This is a genomic window from Alistipes sp. AM16-43, from assembly GCF_003435745.1.
Taxonomy (GTDB): Bacteria; Bacteroidota; Bacteroidia; order Bacteroidales; family Rikenellaceae; genus Alistipes; species Alistipes onderdonkii.
The window spans coordinates 75224-93993 of sequence record NZ_QTUQ01000007.1; the positions used below are offsets into that span (position 1 = coordinate 75224).

An 18770-nucleotide genomic window follows, 5' to 3' on the forward strand; every position below is an offset into this window, starting at 1 on the left:
TGTGATTCCGCGGTCGTCCTTTGTGCCCCTCGGCTGCATCCCGATAAAAAAAGACGGCCTCCACTGCGAGTGGAAGCCGTCTGCGCGACCCTTCGCAACCCCGCAGGGCGCGAAATGCTTTGGCTGCAGGCGCCGGGGCGCCCGCTTTCCGGCATTCGTTCCGGGGTGCCGGAGCCCTCTCGTAAAAACCCCTGCCGAAGCAGGGGTGCCGGGACGGTGACCTGTGACGCTTCGGCGTCACGCCGTACGTACAGTCCGATATGGGAGTTGCCCGCTCCCGGCTGTCGGTCTGCCGTCCGGTGCCGGCGGCCCGGCATGCCCTTCCCGGACACGCCTGCGGCCGGACGGGGCATATTAGTGCGTAAAGACTTTTCCTTTCTGGTGTTCCTTGTTCTCGTACTTGATGCGCGAGGTAGTGGGGTACTCCAGCTGTTCGAATTCGGCGATGGCGTTGCGGATGTCGCCCATCAGCATGTCGGCCATGTCGCGCGACATGCCCTGGCGCACCACGATACGCATTACGACCACGTCCTCGATGTTCTTGGGCATCGTATAGGCGGGAACCATCCAGCCGCTCTGCTGCAACTTGGCCTGCAGGTCGAACAGCGTCCACTTGGCCTTCTTGTCATACTCGGGATCCATCATCCAGATGAACAGCGGGTTGACGACCTCCGTCGAGTAGTTCTTGAAGCATTTCATCGTGCCGATCTGCTGGTGGCAGTACTTGGCGATGTCCATCGAGTTCTGCTGTATCTCCTTGTATCCCTCGAATCCCAGGCGGATGAAGTTGTAGTACTGGCCGAGTATCTGCGCTGCGGGGCGCGAGAAGTTGAGGCCGACCTGCGTGATGTTGGCGCCCAGGTAGTTTACCGAGAACGACATTTCCTCGGGCAGGTATTTCTTGTCCTTCCATACCACCCATCCCAGGCCGGGATATACCAGGCCGTACTTGTGGCCCGACGTGGAGATCGACAATACCCACTTGAGGCGGAAGTCCCACTTCTTCTCGGGTTTGAGGAACGGCAGGATGAAACCGCCCGACGCTGCGTCGACGTGGATCGGGATTTCATAGCCGGTCTTGGCGTTGTACTCGTCGAGCGCCTTGTCCAGCCCCTCGATGTCGTCGTCCAGTCCCGTCCACGTGACGCCTGCGATCGGCACGATGCAGATCGTGTTCTCGTCGCACATCTCCAGCGCCTGCTTGGGGTCGAGCGTGATGTGGTCGAGCGTCAGGGGCACGGTGCGCATTTCGATCTGCCACAGCTGGCAGAACTTCTCCCATACGACTTGGAACCCGGCGCTCATCACCAGGTTCGGTTTGTCGAAGGGCTTGCCTGCGGCCTTGCGGCGCTGGCGCCAGCGGAGCCATGCGGCCACGCCGCCCAGCATACATGCTTCCGACGAACCGATGCCCAGCGCACCGGTCTTCCATTCGGCCTTCTCGGGGGTGTTCCACATGTTGGCGACGATGTTCAGGCAGCGGCCGCACATCACCGCGACACGCGGGTACTCCGTTTCGTCGATGTAGTTGATGTTGATGGCCTCGTTCATCAGCCGTGTGGCGTAATCGTCCATGTAGGTCGTTACGAACGTGGCGAGGTTCAGCCGCGGCTGTGTCTGCGGATAGGTCTCGTCCTTGACTAACTGGTAAGCGATCTCGGGAGCCGTCTTGCCCTTGGGGATGAATTCCGTGGGTGCCGGACTGCGCATTTCCTCCGAACCGAAAATGTCGGTCAGCGTGTCTTCGTTGGTGTGTCTTTGCTGATTCATGATGTAAATTTTGTTTTGGTTTACGCCCTCCAACCTTGCATGAACTGTGCCACGGAGCGGTTTCTTTCGGCCTAAACCGGGCTGCGGGGCCTCTTTTGCTTCGGCCGAAGCCGGTTGTGAAAAAAATGTCCGGAAAATTTGCAAATCCCAAAATGTTCGATATATTTGTGATATCAAAATAATATCACTAAAACTGTACGGATATGGAAAATGGAAATTTCGTTTACAAAGGCTGGAAATGCAACGGTTTCCTGGCATTGGTGCTGATCCTCGGTGGGTTGGCCTTGGGGGTTTACGCGATCGTCGCGGGCGCGCAGCGCATCGACGCCGGGCTGGCGCTCGGCGGCGGGCTGGTGGCGGCGGGCGTCGTCTGGTGCCTTTGCATGCTGATCTGCATGGCGGGATTCATGCTGCTCGAACCCAACGAGGCGCGCGTAATGGTCTTTTTCGGTAAATACAAAGGTACCTTCTACGAAACGGGCTATTGGTGGGTCAACCCCTTCATGTCGGCCAAGCAGATCTCGATCCGTGCCCGCAACCTGAACGTCGACCCGATCAAGGTCAACGACAAGACGGGCAACCCGATCCTGATCGGGCTGGTGCTGGTCTGGAAGATCAAGCGCGACGATATTTATAAGGCCGTTTTCGAGATCGACGCCCCGACTACGGCCGGGCAGACCGGCGTTTCGGCCTCGGCGCGCATGAACATCCTCGAGAACTTCGTGGGCGTGCAGAGCGACGCCGCGTTGCGCCAGGTGGCCGGTTGCTATTCCTATGATAACAATGGTGTTGCGGACGATGAGCTGACGCTCCGCTCGAACAGCGAGCAGATCAACGACCAGCTCGAACACACGCTCAACGAACGCCTGGCGATGGCCGGCATCGAGGTGGTCGAGGCCCGCATCAACTACCTGGCCTATGCGCCCGAAATCGCCGCCGTGATGCTGCGCCGCCAGCAGGCCGATGCCATCATCTCCGCCCGCGAGAAGATCGTCGAGGGTGCCGTGTCGATGGTGCACATGGCTTTGCAGCGCCTCGGCGACGAGCATATCGTCGAACTGGATGAAGAGCGCAAGGCGGCTATGGTGTCGAATTTGCTCGTAGTGCTCTGTGCCGACGAAGCCGCGCAGCCCGTGGTGAATGCCGGAACCCTGCACCATTGATTTAACTGGGGATGGCTAAAGAGAATAATAACAAGAGTTTCGTACTGCGTATCGACGCCGCGACGATGGACGCACTGGAGCTATGGGCTGCCGACGAGTTCCGCTCGATCAACGGCCAGCTCCAGTGGATCATCGCCGATGCCCTGCGCCGCAGCGGCCGCCTGAAGAAGCCGCGTGCGGCCGCCGGGGCGACCCTGCCGGCCGCGGATACGGGCGTTGCTTCGTCGGGCAGGGACTTCCCGCCGGCCCCGGCGGCCGTTTCTCCCGCGGTTGCCGCCGCTCCTCCTGCTGACGTTGCGTCCGGCGAAAGCACGCCGCCGCTGCAGGATGCCGTCCCTCCCGTTGCCGCAGCGGCAGCCGGGGAAGCCGGCCCGCTGCCTTCGCACGCCCGTATGCAGTCCGACGACCCGCAAAAAAATAAAGCCGATATAAAAAAATGAATCCGATGTTCAGGATGTGGAGATGTTATTTTTCCGGCCTGCTCGATGCCGGACGCTGGCGGATGTTTCTGCACAGCCGCATGTGGCTCGGCCTGCCCGTGGCAGCCGTTGCCGCGTTCGTCGTAATTTTCCTGCTGCGCCGTTTCGGCGAGGGTCTCCCGACTGCCGAGGCGCTTTGGAAGGGGGCTGTCTGTGCACTGGTGATTGCTTTTTGCTGGGCTTTGGGCGTGTGGGCCGCCGTCGGGCCCGAACCGTTCGATGACGACGGCGGGCAGGACGGGGAGGCCGTCGGTGACGTGGGAGCCCGTGCGGCGTGGCGGGGCAGGGTGCTCTGCTTCGTATTGCTGCTGGGGGCGTTCGCCCTGGTTTGCTCGTCCCAGATTTCGGAAATGCTGGGCGGCGAATGTTCGCTGGCCCGCGGGTTCGGGGGGATACTGCTCAAGGCGATGGCGGTTGCGGCCGTCGTTGTTCCCGTATGGCTTGATTCGGGACGCAGTAAATGGCAGGATCAATAAAAGCCGGTGCTATGTCGATCCCGATGTTTATAAAAAGGATGTTGCTATGAATCGGAAATGGATTTTTGCGGTTGTTTCGGTGCTTGCGGTTGCGCTGGCAATGTTCCCGCTCAACCTGCTGTGGGTCGGGCAGTCGCCGTTGCATGCGGCAGTGAGTTCCCTGCTGTTCGGCCTGCCTGCACTGCTCACGGCATGGACGCCCAAAGGGCGGTGTGCCGGCGGCCGGGCCGAATCCCGCAGGGCTGCCGGGAATACGGGATTCCGCACCTGCACCGGGCGCCCGGATCGCACTGTGCCTGAGGATCGCGCGGTGCTCCCGGATCATACTGTCCCTGCGGATCGCACCGAACCAGCCGGGCGAAAGTCCCTGCTGGCGAAAGTCGCGCTGGGGATCGCTTTTTTCGTGCTGGCGGCGATGCTGGCATACGATATTTCGACCGAAGGCGTTGCCGTCGGAGTTACGAATGCAGTCGGATTCGGTCTGTTGATACTGCTTGCTGCCGTTGGGCATAGATTAGGTTATCTAAAGTTATAGTTTATGAAAAAAATCGTCGTTTTTACGGGTGCGGGGGTCAGCGCCGACAGCGGTCTGGCGACCTTCCGCGATTCCGACGGGTTATGGGCTTCCTACCGGATCGAGGATGTCTGCACGCCCGAGGCGTTGGCGCATAACCGTGCCACGGTCATCGGGTTTTACAACATGCGCCGCCGCGAGATGCTCGCCGCGCAGCCCAATGCCGGGCACGAGGCCATCGCGGGGCTGGAACGGGATTTCGAGGTCGAGGTCTTGACGCAGAACGTAGACGACCTGCACGAGCGTGCCGGTTCGTCGAAAGTGACTCACCTGCACGGCGAACTGACCTGCCTGCGCTCGTCGCGCAATCCCGATCTGGTCGTCCCGATCGAGGGGTGGGAGCAGAAGCTCGACGCCACGGCGCCCGACGGGGCGCTGCTGCGTCCGCACATCGTCTTTTTCGGCGAGGCGGTGCCGATGTTCGAACGTGCCGCGCAGATTGCCCGGACGGCGGATATCATGGTGGTCGTGGGGACTTCGCTGGCGGTCTATCCCGCCGCGTCGCTGGTGCGCTACGTGCGCCCCGGAATCCCGATCTATGTCGTCGATCCCGGTAATCCCGATACGGCGGGCATCCGCAATCCGCTGACCCTGATCCGCAAACGCGCCGCCGAAGGCATGCCCGAGCTGGCCGCCCTGCTGCGGGAGCGGTATAAAGGATAACGATTCGGAATAGAACTCCGCCTGTTTTTTGCGGGTGCGGGCGCTCCGCATTCGTTGTCCGCGCACATTTGAGCGTTATGATCTATTGCAGCGCAATCGAAAAGCCCGCCCCTCGGTTAAAGGGGCGGGCCGTTCGTTTGTCTGTCGGGCCAATCAGAAGTGCATGGCGATGCCGAACGTGATGCCGAAGCGGTTAAACCGCGCTCCGCGCTTCTCGATGCCGATGAATTCGCCGGTACTGCTGTCGTAAATATTGGCTTTGCCCACGAGGTTCAGGTATTCCAGTCCTGCCGTGAAGTCGAGCCGCGTACGGCGCGTCATGGCGAGCCGGTAGCCGCCGCCCAGACTGCCCGTCAGGCCCGCCCCGTTGTCCGGGTAGAAGGTCGCGCCCGCTTCGGCATAGTTGAACCAGCGGCTGGCGCGTTTGCCGTACAATCGTTCGGCCTTGAGGTAGCCCAGAAAGGTCTTTTCCCCTTGGTCGTCATAAGAGCCGAAGCCCGTGCCTGCGCCGACATTCCAGTCGGGCGTAAGGCGCACGGTCACTTCAAACCGCAGTTCGCCGCCGCGAAGATATTCGGGCGCGCCCCACGGCGACGTGATTTTGCCGAAGTCGGATACTATTTTGTATTTTTCCGTCAGGCCGAGGCTGTAACGGTATCCGACACCGAAGCGTACGCGGGGCTCTTTGTGGTTTTTGGATTGCTGTGCCGATGCGGAGAAGGCGCAAAGCATCAGCAAAGATGCGGTCAGAAGCAGTTTTTTCATATCGGGTGAGATTAGGTTGATGACACAAACAATAAATCCGGCCGGGAGAAGTCCGGCCGGATAAGAGGCGGATCTGCAAAGCGTTTATAGGACTGGTTCCCGGGCGTTTCGGGCATTTTCTCCTCGGGGAATCGTCCTTCGTTATTTCAAATCCTTGAAATAGATGTCCAGCAGCTCCTTGGCGGCGATGAACGACGATATTTTGTCCTCCAGCACGCGCTTTTCGTACTCTGCGACGCGCGCTTCGACCGCCGGGTCGTGGTAGAACGAGTTGCGCAGCACTTCGTTGATCGACTCGTACATCCAGTATTTGTTCTGGCGGTTGCGGTTGTGGCGGAAATAGCCGTTGGCCTGGATGTGGTCGAGGAACTCCTCGACGCCTTTCCATACCTCTTCGAGCCCCGTCGCGGCCACGGCCGAGCAGGTGTATACTTTGGGCCGCCAGCCCGACTCGGGCACGGGGAACAGCCTCAGTGCCCCCTGGAACTGGGTCTTGGCCAGTTCGGCCTTGTGGATGTTCTCGCCGTCGGCCTTGGTGATGACCATGATGTCGGCCATCTCCATGATGCCGCGCTTGATGCCCTGCAACTCGTCGCCGGCACCCGAAATTTGCAACAGCATGAACATGTCGACCATCGAGTGCACGGCCGTCTCGGACTGCCCGACGCCCACCGTCTCGATGAATACCACGTCGAAGCCCGCGGCTTCGCACAGGACGATCGTCTCGCGTGTCTTGCGTGCCACGCCGCCCAGCGACCCGGCCGAAGGGGAGGGGCGGATGAAGACGTCGGGGTTGCCCGAAATGCTCTCCATGCGGGTTTTGTCGCCGAGGATCGAACCCCCGCTGCGTTCCGACGAGGGGTCGATGGCCAGCACCGCCAGTTTGTGCCGCAGCGAGGTGACCATGTTGCCGATGGCCTCGATGAAGGTCGACTTGCCTGCCCCGGGGACGCCCGTGATGCCGATGCGCACCGATTTCCCGGCGTGCGGCAGGCAGCGTTCGATGATCTCTTGCGCCTGCGCGTAATGGGCGGGGTTGTTCGACTCGACGAGTGTGATGGCCTGCGACAGGGTGGTGATGTTGCCCGCGAGGATGCCTTCGACGTATTCGTCGGTCGAAAGCCGCTTCTTCTTGCGGCGCGTGAAGTAAGGGTTTACGATAGGCTGGTCTTCAACGCCTTCGGTGACGTTGAGCGCCGTGTCGTGATGGGTATCTGCGTACTCTTTTTCGTAATGGTTTATTTTCGTGAAGGACATGGTGCTATTTACTTGATTTTTCGATCATTTCGGGTGTCAGCTGTAGCGAGTTGCCCATCCACAGCGCCCTGTTTTTGGCGTCTACCAGCACCCCGAACGGGACGTACTGCACGTTGAATGCCGAGAATATCTTGCCCCCGGTGTCCAGCGCGACGGAGATGTGCCGGGAAAGGAACGGCGAAAGCAGAGGGGATATTTTCTCCTCGTTTTCGCGCGTGACGACCACGACGCGGAGTTTGGCGCCTAATTTGTCGGTTATCGCCCGAAGTTGTTCGAGCGACGCGGTGCAGGCCGGATTCGACGAGTGGAAAAACTCGACGTAGGTCAGGCGCGGGGTGGCGGCGGGTTTCTCTCCCCCGAGCCATGCCGGAACCTTGACCTCGGGTACGCGCTCGCCGAGGGCGATGTTTTGTGCCACGGCCGCCGCAACGGGGAGCGCCAGCGCCAGGAGTAAAGTGAGCAAAACTTTCTTCATAAAAGGCAGCCTTATTTTCAGCGAAGATAACAATTATTTGCCATATGGACGAAAAATTTTACATAGAGTTATGAAAATCGGATTCGAAGAGACCCCGGCCGCGCCTGCCGGGACTTACTCCCGGCACCTTGCCGAACTTTTGGCCGAATATGCCCCCGAGCACGAGTATATCGTTGACGGGGCGCGTTATAAGGAGCTCGACCTCTACCACGGCTTTCGCCCCGGGTTACCCCTGCCGCTGCTGCGGAGGATACCCAGCGTGATGACCGTCCAAAACCTCAATTTCCTGCGCTACCCGCATCTCTATTCGCTGCCCGAGCGGCTGGTGCTGCTGCGGCTCTACCGCCGTGCGCTGCGCTCCGCCAGCCGTCTGATTACGGTCAACCGCGATGCCCGCGAGGAGTTGTCGGAGCGGTTGCGGATCGACCCGGGGCGCATCGAGGTCGTCATGCCCCTCGCCGCGCGCGTCCCGCACGAACCGCCTGCCGGTGCGCAGCTCGAGGCGGTGCGGCGCAAATACATGTTGCCCGCCGAGTTCATCCTCATGCTCGGCACCGTCGAAGAGCGCCATAACCACAAGGTGCTATTCGAGGCGGTCGGCTCGCTCGGCGAACGCGAACGTGCGATCCGTGCGGAGGGGCTCGGCGCGGCGCAGCGCGAAGCCGTGGCCCCAGACCCGGAGCTGCCCGGGCTGGCTGCCGGACGTGCCCGGGGGCGGGGAGCCGCCGCAGCGGCAGGGCGGGGCGGCATCGCCACGGGCATGCGCGGCGAGGCCCCGGCGGATGCTGCCGTGCCGCCTGCCGCATCTTCCGCCGAGCGGGTCGGGATCGTGGTCTGCGGCCGCCGTACGGTCTATGCGGATTCCCTGCTGGAGTATGCCCGCGGGCGGCATATGGCCTCGCGTGTCGATTTCATCTACGAACTCGAGCCCGACGACCTGCCGGCGCTGTTCCGCCTCGCCCATGCCTTCGTCTACCTGCCCGATGCCGGGATCGAGGCGTCGATCGTGCCCGTGGTGGAGGCGATGCGTGCCGGAGTGCCCATGGTGCTGAGCGACACGCAGCTCAACCGCGAGGCCGCCGGCGACGCCGCGGCCTATGTCCGCCCCGAGGCGGCGGGGGAGATTGCCGCGGCGCTGGAAAACGTGCTGTCGGACGCGAATTTCCGCCGCGAGATGAAAGCCCGCGAACGCCGCCGCGCCGAACTTTTCTCGGAATATGCCGTCGCCCGCCGGCTGATCGACATTTACAGTTCGCTGTGAAGCGCTTGGCCTTCCCGAAAGGAGCAGTAATCCGGAAAAAAATACCATAAAACGCTTGGGTATTTCCAATTTAATACCCTATCTTTGTGTTCGCAAAATAACAAGCTGCTATTTGACGTGAAATATTCACTAACTTAAATTTTATATTTGCTATGAAAGTTTCTCATATCGAGCATCTTGGCGTCGCAGTGAAGAGCCTCGATGAAGCAATTCCCTACTGGGAAAACGTATTGGGCCTGAAATGCTATGCCATCGAAGAGGTCGCCGACCAGAAGGTGCGCACGGCGTTTTTCATGTTGGGGCAGACCAAGATCGAACTGCTGGAACCCACTTCGGAGGAGTCGACCATCGCCAAGTACATCGAGAACCGCGGTGTCGGTATCCACCACATGGCGCTTGCCTGCGAGAATATCGAGGAGCAGCTCGCCGATGCCGAAGCCAAGGGCATCCGCCTGATCGACAAGACCCCGCGCAAGGGCGCCGAGGGGATGACCATCGCTTTCCTGCACCCCAAATCGACCCAGGGCATCCTGACCGAGCTTTGCGAGAATAAGAACAAATAGTGTAACAAGGAATATTGCGGAATCTCCGAATTCCGCCAAAGGCGGAACAGAAGTCACTCCCGAGGGAGGGACTTAGGGTGGGGCAGACCTGTGAACGCGGCCGCGAGCTGCGGGCGATACCTGCCGGGAAATTCCGGGGTTCGGAAAAATTACAAACCTACATACTTATGAGTGAAATTCAGAACAAGATCAACCAGCTGATCGAGAACCGCGAAACCGCGCGTCTCGGAGGCGGTCAGAAGCGTATCGACGCCCAGCATGCCAAGGGTAAGTACACGGCCCGCGAGCGCATCCAGATGCTGCTCGACGAAGGCTCCTTCGAGGAGTTCGACATGTTCGTGACGCACCGCTGCTATGACTTCGGGATGGACAAGAGCCATGCCTTCGGCGACGGCGTAGTGACCGGTTACGGTACGATCAACGGACGCCTGGTCTATGTTTTCGCACAGGACTTCACCGTGACGGCGGGTTCGCTGTCGCTGTCGATGTCCGACAAGATCTGCAAGGTCATGGATATGGCCCTGCGCAACGGCGCCCCCTGCATCGGCATGAACGACTCGGGCGGTGCGCGTATCCAGGAAGGCGTGAACGCGCTGGCCGGCTATGCCAACATCTTCCAGCGCAACGTGATGTCGTCGGGCGTCATCCCGCAGATTTCGGCCATCTTCGGCCCCTGCGCCGGCGGTGCCGTTTATTCGCCCGCCCTGACCGACTTCATCATCATGAAGAAGGAGACCTCGAACATGTTCCTCACCGGCCCGAAGGTCGTGAAGACCGTGACGGGCGAGGACGTGACGCAGGAGCAGCTGGGCGGTGCCACGATGCACACCACCAAGTCGGGCGTGGCGCAGTTCGCCGTCGATACCGAGGAGGAGGGCATCGAGCTGATCCGCAAGCTCATCTCCTACATGCCGCAGAACAACATGGAGGATGCTCCGCTGGCCGTCTGCAACGACTCGATCACGCGCCTGGAGGATTCGCTCAACGACATCATCCCCGACAACGCCAACAAACCCTACGACATGGCCGAGGTCATCCGTGCGATCGTGGACAACGGCGAGTACCTGGAGTCGGCTCCCGGATACGCCAAGAACATCATCACCTGCTTCGCGCGTTTCAACGGCCAGTCGGTCGGCATCGTCGCCAACCAGCCCAAGTTCATGGCCGGCGTGCTCGACATCAACGCCAGCCGCAAGGCCGCGCGTTTCATCCGCTTCTGCGATGCGTTCAACATTCCGATCGTGACCCTGGTGGACGTTCCGGGCTTTCTGCCGGGTACGACCCAGGAATACGGCGGCGTGATTACGCACGGCGCCAAGCTGTTGTTCGCCTATTGCGAGGCTACGGTTCCCAAGGTCACCGTCACGCTGCGCAAGGCGTACGGAGGCGCCTATATCGTGATGTCGTCGAAGCACATCCGCGGTGACATCAACTACGCATGGCCGACGGCCGAGATCGCCGTGATGGGCGCCAGCGGTGCCGTCGAGGTGCTCTACGGCAAGGAGGTAGCAGCGATCGAGTCGCCCGAAGAGAAAGCCAAGTTCGTGGCCGAGAAGGAGAAGGAGTACAACGACAAGTTCTCGAACCCCTACAACGCCGCCCGCTACGGCTATATCGACGACGTGATCGAACCGCGCAACACGCGCTTCCGCATCATCCGTGCGCTGCAGTCGCTGGCAACCAAGCGCCTGCAGAACCCCGCGAAGAAGCATTCGAATATTCCGTTGTAATAGAATCGCATGAGTATGAGAATATTATCGGTAATAGACTGGAGCTGGTCGGAGATGCTGTGGGTGGCACTCATCAGTATCTGCCTCGTGTTCCTCGTGCTGGTTCTGCTGGTGTGGGTGATGAAGCTCTTCGGCTATGTCTTCACGCGCCGCCAGGCCGCTGCGACTGCCGCTGCCAATAAGTCCGCGGTAGTTCCGGGGCAGATCCACGACGAGGAGATCGCGGCCATCACCACGGCCCTGAAGCTCTACCGGAGCGCCCTGCACGACAGGGAGTCCGAAGTGCTGACCATCCTGAGCATCAAGCGTGCCTATTCGCCCTGGAATTCGAAAATTCACGGTTTAACCCCGCTTCCCGAAAGGAAATAGAACTTAAATAACAATGAAAGATTACTCACTGAAAATCAACGGACAGAATTATACCGTGCAGATCGACGAGGTGAACGACGCCTCGACGGTGGCGCACGTCGTCGTCAACGGTACGGCCTACGAGGTCGAGATCGAAGGCGCCAAGACCTCTGCCGCATCGCGGCCCCAGGTGGTGCCCGCTCCCAAGGAAGCCAACAGTGCGATGATTACCCCAGCGACGGCTTCGCCTTCGCCCCGCATCGCCCCTTCGGCCCCCTCGTCGGGTTACGCCGTGAAATGCCCACTGCCCGGCACCGTGCTCTCGGTCAAGGTGCAGGTCGGCGACAAGGTGGCCTCGGGCCAGACGCTCGTCGTGCTCGAAGCCATGAAGATGGAGAACAATATCGACGCCGACCGTGCCGGTGTAGTCAAGGAGGTCTGCATCCAGCAGGGCGCTACGGTTATGGAAGGCGATAACCTGATCGTTATCGAATAGCCCTATGCTGACAATGCTAACCTCGAACGCTGACTTCGTATGGGACAGCCTGCGTAATTTCGCCGGTTCGACCGGTATCGCGGGTTTCTTCTCCGAGATGGGCTGGGGGAGCGTCGCCATGATCTGCGTGGCATTCTTCCTGCTCTATCTGGCTATCAGGCACAAGTTCGAACCGCTGTTGCTGTTCACCATCGCCTTCGGCATGCTGCTCACCAACCTGCCCGGTGCGAACCTGTACCATACCGAGCTTTTCGCCGACGGACATGTCCACTGGGATATTTTCGTGGCTAACGCCGGACTGCTCGACTACCTCTACCTGGGTGTGAAACTGGGTATCTACCCCTGCCTGATCTTCGTCGGCGTGGGGGCGATGACCGATTTCGGCCCGCTGATCGCCAACCCGAAGAGCTTCCTGCTCGGCGCCGCCGCGCAGATCGGCATCTTCGCGACGTTCCTCGGCGCCTACGCCCTGGGCTTCACGCCCGCGCAGGCCGGTTCCATCGGTATCATCGGCGGTGCGGACGGCCCGACGGCCATCTACCTCACCTCGATGCTCGCCCCCGAACTGCTGGGCCCGATCGCTGTGGCGGCTTATTCCTACATGGCGCTCGTGCCGGTGATCCAGCCGCCCATCATGCGCGCGCTGACCAACAAGAAGGAGCGTGGTATCAAAATGCGTACGCTGCGCCCGGTGTCGAAACTGGAGCGCATCCTCTTTCCGCTGATCATCGCCGTGATTATCTCGCTGCTGCTGCCGAGTGCGGCGCCGCTGATCGGCTGCCTCATGCTGGGTAACCTGATGAAGGAGTGCGGCGTGGTAGACCGTCTGAGCAAGACGGTGCAGAACGAGCTGATGAACATCGTGGTGATTTTCCTCGGCCTCACGGTCGGCGCTACGGCTACGGCCGAGGCGTTCCTGAACTTCCGTACGCTGGGGATCCTCGTGCTGGGCGTCGTGGCGTTCGCCATGGGTACGGCCGGCGGCCTGTTGCTGGCCAAGCTGATGAACGTATTCAGCAAGGACGGGAACAAGATCAACCCGCTGATCGGTTCGGCAGGCGTTTCGGCAGTCCCGATGGCTGCCCGCGTATCGCAGACCGAAGGCCAGAAGGAGAACCCTTCGAACTACCTGCTGATGCACGCCATGGGGCCCAACGTGGCCGGCGTGGTCGGTTCGGCCGTCGCTGCGGGTATCCTGCTGTCGTTCCTCGGATAATACTACGCCGGGCGGCTGAAGTGTCGTCCGCGACAGGGGCGGGCTCCGGTTTTCGGAGCCCGCCTTTTTTGTGAGTGGTCGTGCCGGGTTTTTGCAGGCAGTCGGCGCCGCTCTTCCGCCCCCGTAGGGACTCCCTCGCCGGGGTCTCCGGCTCCCGTCACGCTCTCCCTCTTCATGCCGTTTTTTTTGTTGCCGGATGCGTTTTATTGGACAACAGTGCGATTTTTTTTGTATCTTTATGAAAACTCCGATCCGCTTGTATCCGGTGAAAAAACATTGACTATGAAAAAATGGTGTGTATGGCTGCTTGCCCTGTGTGTGTCGCAGGGGGCTGCGGCACAGGATTCCGAGGCCGGGGAGTGCGTCTTCCACACGGGTTTAGAACAATATCCGACCTTTATGGGCGGAGACCTCACGGAGTTCCGTGCCTGGGTGTACCGCAATATCCGCTATCCCCGCGAGGCCTTCGACCGGGGCGAGCAGGGGCGTATCCTCGTTAGCTTCGTCATCGACACGCTCGGGAACGTTACGCAGGTGGGGCCGTTGAGTGCGGCAGCCCGTGGTGATGAGGAGTGCGGCAAGGAGTCCCCGGGGACGGATGAACGGTACAAGGAGCTGCTGCCGGAGCGGAAGGCGGGGCCGATAGGTATTTCGGAATCGCCGGCGCTGGTTCGCGAGGCCGTGCGCGTCGTGCGCAGCTCGCCCCGCTGGGCGCCTGCCCGGATGGGAGGCGGCATTGCGAACAGCGCGAAAGTGCCCGTGAAATATCTCCTTCCGATCGACTTCCTGCTGAAGCCCGATACTTCGCACCGCTGGCCTGCCGTCGTGCCTCCGGCGGAGTGGAGCCCGGAATATATCTTCTGCCCCGAACCGCAACGATGACCCCGAACCGCCATAATCCGGCTCTGCCGTCGTTGTACGGCATCCGTTCCTCGTTTTTTGTATTTTTGTCCGGACTGATTCCTGAATTATGAGCCGAGGTAAATGGATCATTGCGTTTCTCTGCGTGCCGGCTGCCCTGCTCGGGGCGGCCATCCTCCGGTCGGGGCATATCTGCGGAAGGTTGCAGGCGGAAGGCGCCGAGACGAAGGCCGTGCTGACAGGCTGCTCATCGCGGGTCGGATTCGTCGGGTACAGGCCGCACGGTCGCCGTTACCGTGAGAAACATGCGGTCTGCTGTTTCGATTACCGCTATGAGGTCGGCGGACAGGCGTACACCGGCAAGGTACGCAAGAAAGAGAACCTCCATACGGCCCGCATCGGCGATTCGGTCGTGGTGCGCTACCTGCCCGACAACCCCGGCGTGCACCGGCTCGTGACGGATTCGGCGGGACGCTACGAGGTCGTCCGCCATGCCCGCGGACGTTCCCGTAGCGGTCGCTGACCTGCGGCCTGTTTCCCGCCTGCCCGTTCGATTTGTAATTCCGGATATAAAATCGTATGTTTGCAGGGATCGTCTACCCGAATCCATTTGAAAATGACCCGATTCTTTTTTCTCCTTGCTGCGCTCCCGTACTTTGCGGGCAGCGCTGCGGCACATCCGGCCATCCTGCCGGATTCTTCCGTCGTGGTAAGGCCGGATACCGCCGCTTCCGACCGGACTGTTTACCTGCGCGTGGACGAGCCTCCCCGGTTCCAGGGGGGCGACGTGCTCGCTTTCCGGGACTGGGTGTTCCGGCATCTTTGTTTCGGCGGGGAGATGTTCCGCGAGGGGGTCGAGGCGCGCCTGGTCGTGTCGTTCGTCGTCGGCAGGCAAGGGGCGGTCGAGGAGCCGGAAGTGGTCAGTTCGACGGACGAACGCTGCTCGGCCGAAGTCCTGCGTGTGCTCGCCTCCGCACCGCGGTGGACTCCCGGACGCCTGGGGGACGTTGCGGTGCGCACTAAACTGGTAATGCCCGTCAATATCCAGTTGGCGGTGCCTACGGCCGCGGATTCGCTCGCGGCGGGGCTGTCGGATGGAATTCCGTTGGAGGAGGATGTAGCCGGGGAACTGGAACAGATGCCGCTATTTCAGGGCGGGGATCTGCAAAGTTTCCGCAAATGGGTGATGGAGAACCTGAAATATCCCCGGGAGGCGCTCGAGGATGAAGTCGAAGACGACATCGTGGTGACATTCATTGTCGAAAAGGACGGGACGCTGTCCGACATCGTCGTGGAGCAGGGGAAGAATCTGGCCCTGATCCGGGAAGTGGGGCGGGTGCTCACCCTGTCGCCCAAATGGGAACCCGGACGGCTCGGGAACGGCGAACCGGTGCGGGTGAGGTATACGCTTCCGTTGATTTTTCGGCTGGACAGAACCCGGCCTGCCGGGCAGCCGGTGCGTCCGTCCGTCCCGGGACGGGAAGTCCGGGTCGGCGTTGATGACTATTCTCGTTTTTAATCCGTATTATTTTGCAGAACGAAAACTTTTTAGTACCTTTGCGCACCCGTAAAGTGCGGGGAACGGATTACAAACAAGTTAAATTAAACGTAAAACACAGTGGATTCATTAAGCTACAAGACTATCTCGGCCAATGCTTCGACGGTGACCAAGGAATGGGTCGTCATCGACGCTGCGGATGAGGTATTGGGACGTCTTGCATCGCAGATCGCGAAGATCCTCCGAGGCAAGAACAAGCCCAGCTACACGCCCCACGTGGATTGCGGTGACTACGTCATCGTCATCAATGCGGACAAGGTGAAGCTCACGGGCAAAAAAATGACCGACAAGGTCTACACGCGTCACACCGGATACCCCGGCGGCCAGCGTTTCGCTACGCCTGCCGACTATCTGGCCAAGAAACCGACGTTCATCGTCGAAAAAGCAGTCAAGGGCATGCTGCCCCGCACCCGTCTGGGCGCCGCGCTGCTCAGAAACCTGAAGGTATATGCCGGTACGGAGCATCCGCATGCAGCGCAGAACCCGAAGACCATTAAGTTAAACGAGATTAAGTAAGAGTTATGGAAGTTGTAAACACCGTAGGTCGTCGTAAGGCCGCTGTGGCTCGCGTATACGTGAAGCCGGGTAAGGGTCAGATTACAATCAACCGCAAGGCGCTTGAAGTTTACTTCCCGCTCGAAATTCTCCAGTACCAGGTGAAGCAGCCGCTGCTGGCTACCAACACGGTGGAGAATTACGACATCGTCATCAACCTCGATGGCGGTGGTGTTACGGGACAGGCTTCGGCCGCTCGCTTGGGCATCGCACGCGCATTGTGCGAAATCGACGCTGAGATGCGTCCGGCACTCAAAAAAGCCGGGTTCCTCACGCGCGATCCCCGCGAGGTTGAGCGTAAGAAGCCCGGTCAGCCCGGAGCACGCCGCAAGTTCCAGTTCAGCAAGCGTTAATCGTACGACCGAATTTCGGCAAGCACGGTGCGGGTCACAAACCGGAAAGACTACCTATATTATCTATACGCGTATTACTTTCAGGTTGCCCCGCCGCGGAAAACCCGTGGGATCGGCCAGGCCGCTACCCGTCGGGTTGAAGAAAAGAGAATTAAAATTAACAAACACGATTGAATTAAAATGTCACGTACAGATTTTAATACATTATTGGAAGCCGGTGCGCACTTCGGTCACCTGAAGCGCAAATGGAACCCCAAAATGGCTCCTTACATCTTCATGGAGAAGAACGGCATCCACATCATCGACCTGCACAAGACCGTGCTCAAGATCGATGAGGCTGCCGCAGCCATCAAGCAGATCGCCAAGAGCGGCCGCCGCGTGCTGTTCGTAGCCACGAAGAAACAAGCCAAGGATATTGTTGCCGAAAAGGTGGCAGCCGTCGGTATGCCTTACGTCACAGAGCGTTGGGCAGGCGGTATGCTGACAAACTTCCCCACCATACGTAAAGCCGTCAAGAAAATGGCTACCATCGACAAGATGAATAGCGACGGCACGTTCGATAACTTCTCCAAGCGTGAGAAGCTCCAGATTTCCCGCCAGCGCGCGAAGCTCGAGAAGAACCTCGGCTCGATCGCCGACCTGACGCGCCTGCCGGCCGCCCTGTTCGTCGTCGACGTGCAGAAGGAGGCCAACGCCGTAAGGGAGGCAAAACGCCTGAGCATCCCCGTATTTGCAATGGTAGATACTTGTTGTGATCCGACCGACATTGATTACGTTATACCTGCAAATGACGATGCTACCAAGTCGATTGCCGTGGTGCTCGAAGCCATGTGCGCCGCAATCGCCGAGGGTACCGAGGAGCGTAAGCTCGAAAAGGAGAAGGAAGCCCAGGAGGCCGAGGCAGGTGCCGACGCTCCCGTGAAGAAGGAGGGCAAGCCCCGCATCAAGAAGGCCGTGAAGGCGGCCATCGATGCCGAGCAGGCCGCCGTAGCCGAGGTTGTCGCAGCTGTGGAGACTCCGTTCGAGGAGCCCGCAGCCGAAGCAGCAGTTGAAGCTGTAGCCGAAGCAGCAGCCGTTGAAGCAGTAGCCGAAGAGGCAGCTGCGGAAGCGGTAGCCGAGGCCAAGGCCGAGTAATCGCCTTTTGGGGAAATCAATTAACAATAAAAAGAAAGGAAAATTATTATGGAAATCAAAGCTGCTGATGTAATGAAGCTCCGCAAGATGACCGGTGCCGGTATGATGGACTGCAAGAATGCCCTGATCGAGGCCGAAGGTGACTTTGCACGTGCTCAGGACATTATCCGCGAGAAAGGCAAGCTCGTCGTTGCCAAGCGCGCCGACCGCACCGCTACCGAGGGTGTCGTCGTTACGAAGATCGTAGGCCAGAAGGCTTACCTTCTCTGCCTGGCCTGCGAGACCGATTTCGTGGCTCAGAATGCAGAATATACCGCATCGGCCAACGCGATGCTGGAGGTTGCCGTAAAGAACGACGCCGCAGACCGCGACGCCCTGATGGCCTCGAAGAATGACGAAGGCCACACCGTCGAGGAGATGGTGACCGAGAAATCGGGACAGACGGGCGAGAAGATCGAACTGGCATACTATGCCCGCATCGAGGCTCCCTATTGCGCCGCTTACGTGCACTTCAACAAGAAGCTCGGCACGATCCTCGGTTTCAACAAGGAGGTTCCCGCCGAGGTCGCCCACACCGTTGCCATGCAGGCTACGGCGATGGCTCCGGTTTCGATTTCGGAGGCCGACTGCCCCGCGGAGATCGTGGAGCACGAGCGTAAGATCGCCGTCGAGGCCATGAAGCAGGATCCCAAGAACGCCAACAAGCCCGAGGCTATCCTCGAGAAGATCGCCGAGGGTAAGATGCGAAAGTTCTTCGAGGAGAACACGCTGCTGAACCAGCCGGTGGTAGGCGAGAAGGAGACGATCGCCGAGTTCATCCACAAGGCTGACAAAGAGGCTACGGTTGTCGCTTACAAGCGTTTCGCGCTGGGCGAGTAATCTGTCACCAGGAGGGGTGCGATGTGCCCCGCTATATATTCGAAAAGGCCGAAACCCTATGGAGTTTCCGGGGATTTACAAAGCAATGCTGTAACTGAATGAGTTACGGCATTGCTTTTTTATGAGGTAATGATTTAGAAACGCAAGTCTCGAATAAACTTACATCGAGGTTCATCCTGTCAAACAACTCTATA

The 18770-nt window shown here is 59.9% G+C and carries 22 protein-coding genes; 18 read left to right on the forward strand and 4 right to left on the reverse strand.

The genetic code is table 11. From position 1 onward, the window contains the following. Window positions 1–354 precede the first annotated feature (354 nt). Entirely contained in the window at window positions 355–1770 is a 1416-nt protein-coding gene (locus DW189_RS12170) for a glutamate decarboxylase (protein ID WP_022331750.1), read from the reverse strand. 203 nt (window positions 1771–1973) lie between these two features. Here DW189_RS12170 and DW189_RS12175 point away from each other — a divergent pair, with 203 nt between their 5' ends. The 5 genes from DW189_RS12175 to DW189_RS12195 are packed head-to-tail and all read left to right on the forward strand — an operon-like array spanning window position 1974 to window position 5125. Continuing rightward, window positions 1974–2933 carry an SPFH domain-containing protein gene (locus tag DW189_RS12175; RefSeq protein WP_117508380.1) on the forward strand — a complete coding sequence of 320 codons (960 nt, stop codon included), beginning with the start codon at window positions 1974–1976 and terminating at the stop codon, window positions 2931–2933. A gap of 11 nt (window positions 2934–2944) precedes the next feature. After that, a complete protein-coding gene (locus DW189_RS14485; RefSeq protein ID WP_022331752.1) occupies window positions 2945–3373 on the forward strand; it encodes a hypothetical protein in 429 nt (142 codons plus the stop codon). Next, window positions 3370–3888 (forward strand): hypothetical protein, encoded by a 519-nt coding sequence (locus DW189_RS12185; protein ID WP_117508381.1) that lies wholly within the window; start codon window positions 3370–3372, stop codon window positions 3886–3888. The genes DW189_RS14485 and DW189_RS12185 overlap by 4 nt, the downstream gene beginning before the upstream one ends. A 46-nt stretch (window positions 3889–3934) precedes the next feature. After that, the gene (locus DW189_RS12190) at window positions 3935–4423 is read left to right on the forward strand and encodes a hypothetical protein (protein ID WP_117508382.1); all 489 of its coding nucleotides are present in this window, start codon (window positions 3935–3937) and stop codon (window positions 4421–4423) included. 3 nt (window positions 4424–4426) lie between these two features. Next, on the forward strand, window positions 4427–5125 hold the full coding sequence (locus tag DW189_RS12195) for an SIR2 family NAD-dependent protein deacylase (protein WP_117508383.1): 699 nt from the start codon (window positions 4427–4429) through the stop codon (window positions 5123–5125). A gap of 153 nt (window positions 5126–5278) precedes the next feature. Here the strand turns inward: DW189_RS12195 and DW189_RS12200 are convergent, their stop codons facing one another. From DW189_RS12200 to DW189_RS12210, 3 genes are all read right to left on the reverse strand, one after another. After that, the gene (locus DW189_RS12200) at window positions 5279–5890 is read right to left on the reverse strand and encodes a hypothetical protein (protein ID WP_141417967.1); all 612 of its coding nucleotides are present in this window, start codon (window positions 5888–5890) and stop codon (window positions 5279–5281) included. Between the two features lie 141 nt (window positions 5891–6031). After that, the gene (gene meaB / locus DW189_RS12205) at window positions 6032–7147 is read right to left on the reverse strand and encodes a methylmalonyl Co-A mutase-associated GTPase MeaB (protein WP_117508385.1); all 1116 of its coding nucleotides are present in this window, start codon (window positions 7145–7147) and stop codon (window positions 6032–6034) included. A 4-nt stretch (window positions 7148–7151) separates the two neighbouring features. Beyond that, window positions 7152–7622 (reverse strand): TlpA family protein disulfide reductase, encoded by a 471-nt coding sequence (locus DW189_RS12210; protein ID WP_117508386.1) that lies wholly within the window; start codon window positions 7620–7622, stop codon window positions 7152–7154. 70 nt (window positions 7623–7692) lie between these two features. Here DW189_RS12210 and DW189_RS12215 point away from each other — a divergent pair, with 70 nt between their 5' ends. The 13 genes from DW189_RS12215 to tsf all read left to right on the forward strand — a co-directional run bounded on the left by DW189_RS12215 (window position 7693) and on the right by tsf (window position 18576). Then, complete coding sequence (locus tag DW189_RS12215; protein ID WP_117508387.1) at window positions 7693–8883, forward strand: glycosyltransferase; 1191 nt, start codon at window positions 7693–7695, stop codon at window positions 8881–8883. A gap of 152 nt (window positions 8884–9035) precedes the next feature. Continuing rightward, a complete protein-coding gene (gene mce / locus DW189_RS12220; RefSeq protein WP_022332204.1) occupies window positions 9036–9446 on the forward strand; it encodes a methylmalonyl-CoA epimerase in 411 nt (136 codons plus the stop codon). Between the two features lie 167 nt (window positions 9447–9613). Then, window positions 9614–11176 carry an acyl-CoA carboxylase subunit beta gene (locus tag DW189_RS12225; protein WP_018697215.1) on the forward strand — a complete coding sequence of 521 codons (1563 nt, stop codon included), beginning with the start codon at window positions 9614–9616 and terminating at the stop codon, window positions 11174–11176. A 15-nt stretch (window positions 11177–11191) separates the two neighbouring features. Next, window positions 11192–11545: an OadG family transporter subunit gene (locus DW189_RS12230; RefSeq protein ID WP_232045541.1), complete on the forward strand. Its 354-nt coding sequence runs from the start codon at window positions 11192–11194 to the stop codon at window positions 11543–11545. 13 nt (window positions 11546–11558) lie between these two features. Then, window positions 11559–12020, forward strand: coding sequence for a biotin/lipoyl-containing protein (locus tag DW189_RS12235; protein WP_022332207.1), 462 nt, complete (start codon window positions 11559–11561; stop codon window positions 12018–12020). A 4-nt stretch (window positions 12021–12024) separates the two neighbouring features. Next, window positions 12025–13236 (forward strand): sodium ion-translocating decarboxylase subunit beta, encoded by a 1212-nt coding sequence (locus DW189_RS12240; RefSeq protein ID WP_216597042.1) that lies wholly within the window; start codon window positions 12025–12027, stop codon window positions 13234–13236. Between the two features lie 282 nt (window positions 13237–13518). Next, complete coding sequence (locus DW189_RS12245; RefSeq protein ID WP_162508153.1) at window positions 13519–14118, forward strand: energy transducer TonB; 600 nt, start codon at window positions 13519–13521, stop codon at window positions 14116–14118. A gap of 88 nt (window positions 14119–14206) precedes the next feature. Beyond that, window positions 14207–14620: a DUF3592 domain-containing protein gene (locus DW189_RS12250; protein WP_229126822.1), complete on the forward strand. Its 414-nt coding sequence runs from the start codon at window positions 14207–14209 to the stop codon at window positions 14618–14620. A gap of 93 nt (window positions 14621–14713) precedes the next feature. After that, window positions 14714–15616 carry an energy transducer TonB gene (locus DW189_RS12255; protein ID WP_141417968.1) on the forward strand — a complete coding sequence of 301 codons (903 nt, stop codon included), beginning with the start codon at window positions 14714–14716 and terminating at the stop codon, window positions 15614–15616. A gap of 99 nt (window positions 15617–15715) precedes the next feature. Then, the gene (rplM, locus tag DW189_RS12260; RefSeq protein WP_018697208.1) at window positions 15716–16171 is read left to right on the forward strand and encodes a 50S ribosomal protein L13; all 456 of its coding nucleotides are present in this window, start codon (window positions 15716–15718) and stop codon (window positions 16169–16171) included. A 5-nt stretch (window positions 16172–16176) separates the two neighbouring features. Continuing rightward, window positions 16177–16563, forward strand: coding sequence for a 30S ribosomal protein S9 (gene rpsI / locus DW189_RS12265; protein ID WP_018697207.1), 387 nt, complete (start codon window positions 16177–16179; stop codon window positions 16561–16563). Between the two features lie 180 nt (window positions 16564–16743). Then, a complete protein-coding gene (gene rpsB / locus DW189_RS12270; protein WP_032134465.1) occupies window positions 16744–17697 on the forward strand; it encodes a 30S ribosomal protein S2 in 954 nt (317 codons plus the stop codon). A 48-nt stretch (window positions 17698–17745) separates the two neighbouring features. Continuing rightward, the gene (gene tsf, locus DW189_RS12275) at window positions 17746–18576 is read left to right on the forward strand and encodes a translation elongation factor Ts (protein ID WP_018697205.1); all 831 of its coding nucleotides are present in this window, start codon (window positions 17746–17748) and stop codon (window positions 18574–18576) included. Window positions 18577–18770: the final 194 nt, after the last annotated feature.

Bases quoted from the DNA above. Each gene is read 5' to 3' on its own strand.
- DW189_RS12235 (WP_022332207.1), top strand. From the start codon at position 11,559: ATGAAAGATTACTCACTGAAAATCAACGGACAGAATTATACCGTGCAG.
- DW189_RS14485 (WP_022331752.1), top strand. From the start codon at position 2,945: ATGGCTAAAGAGAATAATAACAAGAGTTTCGTACTGCGTATCGACGCC.
- DW189_RS12190 (WP_117508382.1), top strand. From the start codon at position 3,935: ATGAATCGGAAATGGATTTTTGCGGTTGTTTCGGTGCTTGCGGTTGCG.
- rpsB (WP_032134465.1), top strand. From the start codon at position 16,744: ATGTCACGTACAGATTTTAATACATTATTGGAAGCCGGTGCGCACTTC.
- DW189_RS12250 (WP_229126822.1), top strand. From the start codon at position 14,207: ATGAGCCGAGGTAAATGGATCATTGCGTTTCTCTGCGTGCCGGCTGCC.
- DW189_RS12225 (WP_018697215.1), top strand. From the start codon at position 9,614: ATGAGTGAAATTCAGAACAAGATCAACCAGCTGATCGAGAACCGCGAA.
- DW189_RS12230 (WP_232045541.1), top strand. From the start codon at position 11,192: ATGAGAATATTATCGGTAATAGACTGGAGCTGGTCGGAGATGCTGTGG.
- DW189_RS12245 (WP_162508153.1), top strand. From the start codon at position 13,519: ATGAAAAAATGGTGTGTATGGCTGCTTGCCCTGTGTGTGTCGCAGGGG.
- DW189_RS12185 (WP_117508381.1), top strand. From the start codon at position 3,370: ATGAATCCGATGTTCAGGATGTGGAGATGTTATTTTTCCGGCCTGCTC.
- rpsI (WP_018697207.1), top strand. From the start codon at position 16,177: ATGGAAGTTGTAAACACCGTAGGTCGTCGTAAGGCCGCTGTGGCTCGC.
- mce (WP_022332204.1), top strand. From the start codon at position 9,036: ATGAAAGTTTCTCATATCGAGCATCTTGGCGTCGCAGTGAAGAGCCTC.
- DW189_RS12240 (WP_216597042.1), top strand. From the start codon at position 12,025: ATGCTGACAATGCTAACCTCGAACGCTGACTTCGTATGGGACAGCCTG.
- DW189_RS12255 (WP_141417968.1), top strand. From the start codon at position 14,714: ATGACCCGATTCTTTTTTCTCCTTGCTGCGCTCCCGTACTTTGCGGGC.
- tsf (WP_018697205.1), top strand. From the start codon at position 17,746: ATGGAAATCAAAGCTGCTGATGTAATGAAGCTCCGCAAGATGACCGGT.
- DW189_RS12175 (WP_117508380.1), top strand. From the start codon at position 1,974: ATGGAAAATGGAAATTTCGTTTACAAAGGCTGGAAATGCAACGGTTTC.
- DW189_RS12200 (WP_141417967.1), bottom strand. From the start codon at position 5,890: ATGAAAAAACTGCTTCTGACCGCATCTTTGCTGATGCTTTGCGCCTTC.
- DW189_RS12195 (WP_117508383.1), top strand. From the start codon at position 4,427: ATGAAAAAAATCGTCGTTTTTACGGGTGCGGGGGTCAGCGCCGACAGC.
- DW189_RS12215 (WP_117508387.1), top strand. From the start codon at position 7,693: ATGAAAATCGGATTCGAAGAGACCCCGGCCGCGCCTGCCGGGACTTAC.
- meaB (WP_117508385.1), bottom strand. From the start codon at position 7,147: ATGTCCTTCACGAAAATAAACCATTACGAAAAAGAGTACGCAGATACC.
- DW189_RS12170 (WP_022331750.1), bottom strand. From the start codon at position 1,770: ATGAATCAGCAAAGACACACCAACGAAGACACGCTGACCGACATTTTC.
- DW189_RS12210 (WP_117508386.1), bottom strand. From the start codon at position 7,622: ATGAAGAAAGTTTTGCTCACTTTACTCCTGGCGCTGGCGCTCCCCGTT.